Origin of the sequence: Yersinia sp. Marseille-Q3913 (assembly GCF_963892745.1) — a bacterium.
Classification (GTDB): domain Bacteria; phylum Pseudomonadota; class Gammaproteobacteria; order Enterobacterales; family Enterobacteriaceae; genus Yersinia; species Yersinia bercovieri.
In genome coordinates, this window is record NZ_CAWQAF010000055.1 from 204,306 (window position 1) to 213,144 (window position 8,839).

Here is an 8,839-nt window from a genome sequence, read left to right on the forward strand (position 1 = left end):
TTTTAGTTTGGATGGCCTAAACAAGCAGCAAAGACGAGGGCGGGGGGACTTAAGGGGCGGGTGACGGGAACCACTGATAACTATGCGGGAAAGGAAAAAAAATGCCGATCAGGTCTCCCTCATCGGCATAGTGGTAAAATCACTCTATTTTACTTCACTTGCATACCTGGCTGAGCGCCAGCGTCTGGGCTGAGCAGGAAGATATCTTTGCCGCCAGGGCCTGCTGCCATCACCATGCCTTCAGAAATACCGAAGCGCATTTTGCGTGGAGCCAGATTTGCCACCATCATGGTCAAACGGCCTTTCAACACTTTTGGATCCGGGTACGCCGAGCGAATGCCAGAGAATACCTGGCGGGTTTCGCCACCGATATCCAGGGTTAGTTTCAGTAACTTATCTGAGCCTTCGACAAATTCTGCTTGTTGAATCAGCGCGATACGCATATCTACTTTAGCAAAATCATCGAAGCTGATAACTTCCTGAAGCGGGTCATCGGCTAATGGGCCGGTTGCCACCACCGTCGCCGCCATATCTTCTTTAGAAGAGGCGACCATCTCGTTTACCTTGTCCAAATCGATACGATTAAACAGCGCTTTAAAGCCATTAATCTGGTGGCCCAGCAGCGGTTGTTCAATGCTATCCCACGTCAGTTCGGTATTGAGGAAAGCCTCAGTACGTTCATTGAGGGATGGCAATACCGGTTTCAGATAAGTCATCAGCACGCGGAACAAGTTGATGCCCATAGAGCAGATGGCTTGCAACTCGGCGTCACGGCCCTCTTCTTTCGCCACCACCCAAGGTGCTTGCTCATCAATATAGCGGTTGGCAACATCAGCCAGCGCCATGATTTCACGGATTGCTTTGCTTGATTCGCGGCTGTTGTAGGCATCAGCAATGCTGACAGCTGCATCGGTGAAGGTTTTATACAGCGCGGGATCTGCCAGTTGGTCGGCTAACTTGCCCGCAAAACGTTTGTTGATAAAACCGGCGTTACGGGAGGCCAGATTCACCACTTTGTTGACGATGTCGGCGTTAACGCGCTGGACGAAATCTTCCAGATTCAAATCGATATCATCAATGCGGGAAGAGAGCTTCGCGGCATAATAATACCGCAGGCAATCGGCATCCAGATGCTTTAGGTAAGTGCCCGCTTTGATGAATGTGCCACGGGATTTCGACATTTTTGCGCCGTTGACCGTGACATAACCATGGACGAACAGGTTGGTGGGTTTGCGGAAGTTACTGCCCTCCAGCATCGCCGGCCAGAACAGGCTATGGAAGTAAACGATGTCTTTACCGATGAAGTGATAAAGATCGGTTTCAGCGCCTTCACGCCAGAACTCATCGAAGTCCAAATCACCCCGTTTGTCACACAGGTTTTTAAACGCCCCCATATAACCGATTGGTGCATCTAGCCACACGTAGAAATATTTACCCGGCGCATCTGGCACTTCAAAACCGAAATAAGGTGCGTCGCGGGTGATATCCCACTGTTGCAGACCCGATTCAAACCACTCCTGCATTTTGTTGGCAACTTGCTCTTGCAGTGCGCCGGAACGCGTCCAGGCTTGCAGCATGTCGCTGAATGCAGGCAGATCGAAGAAGAAGTGCTCAGATTCGCGCATCACCGGTGTAGCACCGGAAACAGCAGATTTCGGATCGATAAGTTCCGTCGGGCTGTAGGTCGCGCCGCAGACTTCGCAGTTATCGCCGTATTGATCTGGCGCTTTACACTTCGGACAGGTGCCTTTAACAAAACGATCGGGCAGGAACATGCCTTTCTCAGGATCATAGAGCTGAGAAATTGTGCGATTTTTGATATAGCCGTTTGCCTTCAGGCGGCTGTATATCAGGCTCGACAGTTCACGGTTTTCATCACTGTGGGTGGAGTGATAGTTATCATAACTGATAGCGAAACCGGCGAAATCCTGTTGGTGCTCCTGGCTCATTTCGGCAATCATCTGCTCCGGTTCGATACCCAATTGCTGAGCTTTCAACATGATTGGAGTGCCGTGAGCATCATCTGCACAGATAAAATGAACCTGGTTGCCGCGCATTCGCTGGAAACGGACCCAGATGTCTGCCTGGATGTGCTCGAGCATGTGACCGAGATGAATAGAACCGTTAGCGTATGGTAGCGCGCACGTCACCAATATTTTTTTCGCGACTTGAGCCATAGTGGGAAATTGCTTTCTTTATGTCGATTAAAGGGTCTTTGATGTTAACCGATAAGCCGGTTTGCCGCTAGGGTAAGGCGGTCGGCATCTTGCCTTAAGTCATAACGAATAGGTTTTCACCTGTTTTCAGTCAATTTGGTTATTAACCCTGACGGTTATGTGGCCTGAGCCGATTTTCTCACTATTCGGCCCACACAGGCGCTAACGAGTTCTGGTACACTATTGTTATTATCCATAGGTTAATAACGATAAATTCAAGGAGCCGGGATGAGCCAAAAATCCCCTGAGCAGACCACCGCTGATCTGCTGCAATCACAAATTTCAAAGGTTCTTACCGCCTTTATTCATCCAACCCTGCAAAAGGATCTCGGCACGCTGCGCGCCATTCATCACTGTGCCTTATTGGACAATGTGCTCCATATCGAGCTGGTGATGCCTTTTGCCTGGCAGTTTGGTTTTGACGTTTTGAAAGAGAGCGTCAGTGAAGAGTTGTTGGCCGTAACTGGCGCTAAAGCCATTGACTGGAAGCTATCGCACAACATCACCACGCTAAAACGCGCCAATGACCAGCCGGGCATCAAAGGGGTGCGCAATATTCTGGCGGTCAGCTCCGGCAAAGGCGGCGTAGGGAAATCGAGCACCGCGGTGAATCTGGCACTGGCATTGGCGGAGGAGGGGGCGAAAGTCGGTATTTTGGATGCTGATATTTATGGCCCTTCGATCCCGAACATGCTGGGCACTATGAATCAGCGGCCAACCTCACCTGATGGCAAGCACATGGCACCGATTATCGCCCATGGTCTGGCGACTAACTCCATCGGCTATCTGGTGACAGACGAGAACGCCATGGTGTGGCGCGGCCCAATGGCCAGCAAGGCCTTGATGCAGATGCTACAAGATACCCTATGGCCGGATCTGGACTATTTGGTGATTGATATGCCGCCGGGGACCGGTGATATCCAACTGACATTGTCGCAAAACATTCCGGTGACAGGCGCGCTGGTGGTGACAACCCCACAAGATATCGCCTTGATAGATGCCATGAAGGGCATCGTGATGTTCGAGAAAGTTCATGTGCCAGTGCTGGGTATCGTGGAGAATATGAGTATGCATATTTGCAGCAATTGCGGCCATCTGGAGCCTATTTTCGGTACTGGTGGTGCCGAGAAACTGGCGCAGAAATACCATTGCAAGCTATTGGGTCAAATCCCACTGCATATCTCACTGCGCGAAGACCTTGATCGTGGCGAACCAACAGTTATTAGCCACCCTGATAGTGAATTTGCTGATATCTATCGCCAGTTGGCCTCCAATGTTGCCGCAGAAATGTACTGGCAAGGTGAAGCGATCCCAACGGAAATCTCATTCCGAGCGGTATAGAAGCGGCTTTATTGATATATCGGCGTTATTGGAATTACAGGTAGGCGGCAAACGAATGCATCCCGATGAGCTGACACAGGTCAGTGATTCGGGAAGTGAGCGCGGTCAACACCGCTGTAATTTCAAGTACGCAGGGTATAGGGCTGGCATCGAACCGGCTAACTCCCTATAATTGGCGCGCTCGAAGCACCTCACGTGCTTTGTCTCCCCCTCACACTTCGTAATCAGGTCTTTAATTTTATGACTGACAAAGCACACCAGTGCGTCATTATTGGGATAGCCGGTGCCTCTGCCTCCGGTAAAAGTCTTATCGCGAGCACCTTATATCGTGAATTGCGCGATCAGGTCGGTGACCAACATATTGGTGTTATCCCTGAAGATGGTTATTACAAAGATCAGAGTCATCTGTCGATGGAAGAGCGGGTCAAAACCAACTATGACCACCCCAGCGCCATGGACCACAACTTATTGCTGGAACATTTGCAATGGTTGAAAGCGGGTAAGTCCGTTGAATTACCGCTTTACAGCTACACTGAGCACACCCGTAAAAAAGAGACCGTCCATTTAGAGCCGAAAAAAGTCATTATTCTGGAAGGGATCTTGCTGCTAACCGATATTCGCCTGCGCCAAGAGATGAACTTCTCAATCTTTGTCGACACTCCATTGGATATCTGTCTGATGCGCCGGATGAAGCGTGATGTTAATGAACGCGGCCGCTCAATGGATTCAGTTATGGCTCAATACCAGAAAACTGTGCGCCCAATGTTTCTGCAATTTATAGAACCATCCAAACAATATGCTGACATTATTGTTCCGCGCGGCGGCAAGAACCGAATTGCGATCGATATTCTAAAAGCGAAAATCAGTCAGTTCTTTGAGTAATGTTCGTCTGGACCTTTGCTGCTTAATATGGCAGCTTTCGTAGTATACAGCTGTAACATGTGAATTTTGATGGAGATTTTGGCAATGAGACTGTGCGATCGTGACATAGAAGCTTGGCTGGACAGCGGTAAATTGGGTATTGATCCTCGTCCACCGGTAGAACGTATCAATGGTGCCACGGTCGATGTTCGCTTAGGTAATCAGTTTCGTGTTTTCACCGGCCACACGGCGGCATTTATTGACTTAAGCGGCCCGAAAGATGAAGTCAGCGCCGCGCTAGAACGGGTCATGAGTGATGAGATCAATCTGCCAGAAGGGGAGGCATTCTTCCTGCATCCGGGGGAGTTGGCACTAGCGGTGACGTTGGAGTCAGTGACTATCCCCGATGATCTGGTCGGTTGGCTTGATGGCCGCTCCTCATTGGCCCGCCTTGGGTTGATGGTACATGTTACGGCACACCGAATTGATCCCGGTTGGCAAGGCAAGATCGTGCTGGAGTTCTATAATTCAGGTAAATTGCCGTTGGCGCTGCGCCCAGGAATGCTCATTGGCGCACTGAGTTTTGAACCACTCTCCGGTCCGGCTGCCCGCCCTTACAATAGCCGTCAGGATGCAAAATATCGAGGTCAACAAGGTGCGGTGGCCAGTCGGATCGATAAAGACTAGCCATTTTTCTCGCTGAGATTTTAGCCTGTTTAGACTTTTAGCTTGTTTAGACTTTTAGTTTGTTTAGACAACAGAGGATGTCATGAGACGATTGCTGACGACGTTAATTATTCTGCTGGTTGTCATCGTGGCAGGAATGAGCGCATTAGTATTGCTGGTAAATCCTAATGATTTCCGTGCTTACATGGTCAAACAGGTCGAGAAGAAAAGTGGCTATCACCTGCAATTGGAGGGCGACTTACGTTGGCATGTCTGGCCACAACTCAGCATTATTGTTGGCCGAACTGCACTGACCGCACCGGGCGCGACAGCGCCGGTTGTCAGTGCTGAAAACATGCGCCTTGATGTCAAACTGTGGCCGCTGCTGTCACACCAACTTGATGTCAAACAGGTGATGCTGAAAGGGGCGGTTATCCGCTTAACACCAGACAGTGAGCCTCAGCAGCAGCCCGGCGCACCAGTAGCGCCATCCGGCAGTGCGCCACTCAATGAGCACCGCGCCTGGAAGCTCGATATCAATAAAGTCCAGATAGCCGATAGCCTGCTAATCTGGCAGCGAACAGATAATGATCAGGTCAATGTCCGCGATCTCAATCTTGAGCTGAAACAAGACGATCAGCGCCAAGTGCATATCACCCTGTCCAGCCGCGTTAACCGTAATCAGCGGGATGTGACTTTTTCCATGGTCGCTGATGCCGATATGCGGCACTACCCGCAGCAATTCAGCGCCAATATCAGCCAATTCGCCTATAAATTGGAAGGTGCGGATATTCCTGTTGGTGGCGTGAGTGGTGAGGGGACATTACAAGCCAGCTATCAAAGTGATATTCAGCAATTATTGTTAAACCAGCTGAGTTTCTCCGCCAATAACAACCAGTTGACCGGGAGTGCTAAAGCCACTCTGGGCGACATCCCCGATTACACCATCAATCTTGCCGCCGATAATCTCAACCTTGACACTATCTTTGGTTGGGAGCCGAAAAGCACTGCCGTCAGTAAAGATGCGGGCAAACAGTCTACCGTGACAGCTCCGGTTATCGCGATTCAGGCAGATGAGGATGTTGGGCAGGACTTGCAGTCGTTACGTGACTTCAACGCACAAATCTCACTCACTGCAAATAATCTGGTTTATCGCGAAATTACCGTCAATCAATTGCATCTGCAAGGGGCAAATCAGCGCGGTGATGTGCAGATTAGCCGCTTAACGGGCAGTGGGTTGGGCGGTGATTTTTCACTACCTGGATCACTGGATGTGACGGGTAAAAAGGTGCTGGCGAGTGTCAATCCCGTGATAAATCATATGGAACTGGCACCGGTATTACAGGCGGCGGGTTTACCAGCGGTGATGACGGGTAAATTCTCCCTGAAGGCGCAGTTGTCGGGGGATGGCCTCAATGTTGAGTCATTCAACCACCGCTGGAAAGGTGATGCGCAGTTCAGCATGAACAGTGCACGGTTGGAGGGATTGAATATCCAGCAGCTTATTCAGCAAGCGGTTACCCGCAGCTCCAGTGATGTTAAAGGTCAAGACCGTTACGAGCGTTACACAGAGGTTAAACAGCTGCAAGCGAATCTGGCACTCAATCGTGGGGCAATGAAAATCAGTAATCTCATCGCGGATTCAGAGCTGATCGCCATTAAAGGTAGCGGCGCGCTTAATTTACCGGCACAACGGTGTGACATGAATTTGTCTGTGCGGGTGCTGCAAGGCTGGAGTGGGCAAGATAACCTGGTCAGGCTATTACAAAATACCGATATTCCACTGCGTATATATGGGCCATGGACTCAGCTCAGCTACCAATTGAATGTCGAGCAACTATTGCGCGGTGAATTACAACAACGCGCTAAAAAAGCACTCAATGATTGGGCTGAGCGTAATCAGTCCAGCCGCGGTAGTCAGGATCTTAAAAAGTTGATCGATAAATTTTAAAACGCGAGCGGTCTCCGATAAGTCGCTATGCTTATCGGAGATGATGGCTTGTTTGTTATATTTCTGTTGTACTCTTGTTCGCCAATCTCGTTGTTCTAAATATAAAATTCTCCCTTCTGCTCACAAATTGATATTTGTTTCTAAAATCTCTGCGAATAATTGATAGATGTCATAAACTCGCCCATGGACTATGGGCAGAGTGCAGGGCTATTTCTGCGTTTTAACAATTATTTCTGCGTTTTAACAACAATAAAGACTTATACCTAAAGCATTTGGCGTATCGCGAACAATATTGCAGCGCCAAAAATACAGGGTATACACAGCAACAGGCGAGTATTCGGTGAGAGAGGGTATATGTTAGATCTTTTGATTGGGATTGTCGTGGCCGTTGGCGTAGGCCGTTATATCATTAAGGGCTATTCAGCAACCGGTGTGCTGATGGTCGGTGGTATATTACTATTAATTATCAGCGCCCTGATGGGCAAAAACGTATTGCCCGCCAGCGCGACCTCAACCGGTTGGCGTGCGACGGACATCGTTGAGTATGTCAAAATCCTGCTGATGAGCCGTGGTGGCGATCTCGGCATGATGATCATGATGTTATGTGGTTTTGCGGCTTATATGACGCATATCGGTGCGAATGATGTGGTGGTCAAGATTGCGTCTAAACCACTACAAATGATCAACTCCCCCTATTTACTGATGGTTGCGGCTTATATTGTGGCCTGCCTGATGTCTTTGGCTGTGTCATCTGCAACCGGGCTAGGGGTGCTGCTGATGGCGACACTGTTCCCGGTGATGGTCAATGTGGGCATTAGTCGTGGCGCAGCAGCAGCCATTTGCGCCTCACCGGCAGCTATTATTCTGGCTCCAACGTCTGGTGACGTGGTATTGGCGGCAAAAGCCTCTGAAATGCCACTGGTCGATTTCGCCTTCAAAACCACCTTACCCATCTCTATTGCCGCGATTGTCTGTATGGCTATCGCCCACTTCTTCTGGCAGCGCTATCTGGATAATAAAAGCCAGGAAAAGCATGAGATGATGGATGTCAACGACATCACCACCAATGCGCCAGCCTTTTATGCCATTTTACCTTTCACCCCCATTATTGGCGTGCTGATTTTTGATGGTAAGTGGGGGCCAGAGCTGCATATCATCACGGTCTTGGTTATCTGTATGCTGGCTGCCGCAGTGATTGAGTTCATCCGCAGTTTTAGCGCAAAAACCGTATTTACCGGCCTTGAGGTCGCTTACCGCGGTATGGCTGATGCATTCGCCACCGTGGTGATGCTGTTGGTCGCCGCAGGGGTATTTGCGCAGGGGCTGAGCACTGTCGGTTTTATCAGCGGTCTGATTGGATTGGCTCAATCTTTTGGCACCGGTGGCATTATTATGATGTTGGTACTGGTGGTGATCACTATGCTGGCGGCAATGACAACCGGGTCAGGTAATGCGCCGTTTTATGCGTTTGTCGAATTGATCCCGAAACTGGCAGCTCAAATGGGCATAAATCCGGCCTATCTGGTTATCCCGATGCTGCAAGCCTCGAATTTGGGACGTACTTTATCCCCGGTGTCGGGTGTGGTGGTGGCAGTAGCCGGTATGGCAAAAATATCACCTTTTGAAGTGGTAAAACGTACTTCTGTACCGGTGCTGGTGGGGCTGGTAGTGGTGATTGTGGCCACTGAAATTCTGGTGCCTGTGCACTTATAATATCCGCAGCACGAATCATAAAGCCGGGCGGCGATATGAACTGCACCCCAAATGTTGGACACTCAACAAAGTAAGGTGCAGTTTTTTATGA

General features: G+C 49.7%; 6 protein-coding genes. 5 read left to right on the top strand and 1 reads right to left on the bottom strand.

All coding sequences use genetic code 11. The features are described from left to right. Positions 1 to 149: 149 nt before the first annotated feature. Entirely contained in the window at positions 150 to 2,177 is a 2,028-nt protein-coding gene (gene metG / locus AACW11_RS17095) for a methionine--tRNA ligase (RefSeq protein ID WP_212584906.1), read from the bottom strand. Positions 2,178 to 2,444: 267 nt separating this feature from the next. Between metG and apbC the strand changes: the two genes are divergently transcribed. From apbC to dcuC, 5 genes are all read left to right on the top strand, one after another. Next, a complete protein-coding gene (apbC, locus tag AACW11_RS17100) occupies positions 2,445 to 3,557 on the top strand; it encodes an iron-sulfur cluster carrier protein ApbC (protein ID WP_212584907.1) in 1,113 nt (370 codons plus the stop codon). Positions 3,558 to 3,797: 240 nt separating this feature from the next. Continuing rightward, positions 3,798 to 4,439 (top strand): uridine kinase, encoded by a 642-nt coding sequence (gene udk / locus AACW11_RS17105; protein ID WP_212584908.1) that lies wholly within the window; start codon positions 3,798 to 3,800, stop codon positions 4,437 to 4,439. 84 nt (positions 4,440 to 4,523) lie between these two features. Next, positions 4,524 to 5,105, top strand: coding sequence for a dCTP deaminase (gene dcd, locus AACW11_RS17110; protein ID WP_032813097.1), 582 nt, complete (start codon positions 4,524 to 4,526; stop codon positions 5,103 to 5,105). An 82-nt stretch (positions 5,106 to 5,187) separates the two neighbouring features. Continuing rightward, entirely contained in the window at positions 5,188 to 7,035 is a 1,848-nt protein-coding gene (gene asmA, locus AACW11_RS17115) for an outer membrane assembly protein AsmA (RefSeq protein WP_212584909.1), read from the top strand. Between the two features lie 354 nt (positions 7,036 to 7,389). After that, positions 7,390 to 8,748 (top strand): anaerobic C4-dicarboxylate transporter DcuC, encoded by a 1,359-nt coding sequence (dcuC, locus tag AACW11_RS17120; protein WP_212584910.1) that lies wholly within the window; start codon positions 7,390 to 7,392, stop codon positions 8,746 to 8,748. The last annotated feature ends 91 nt before the right edge of the window (positions 8,749 to 8,839 follow it).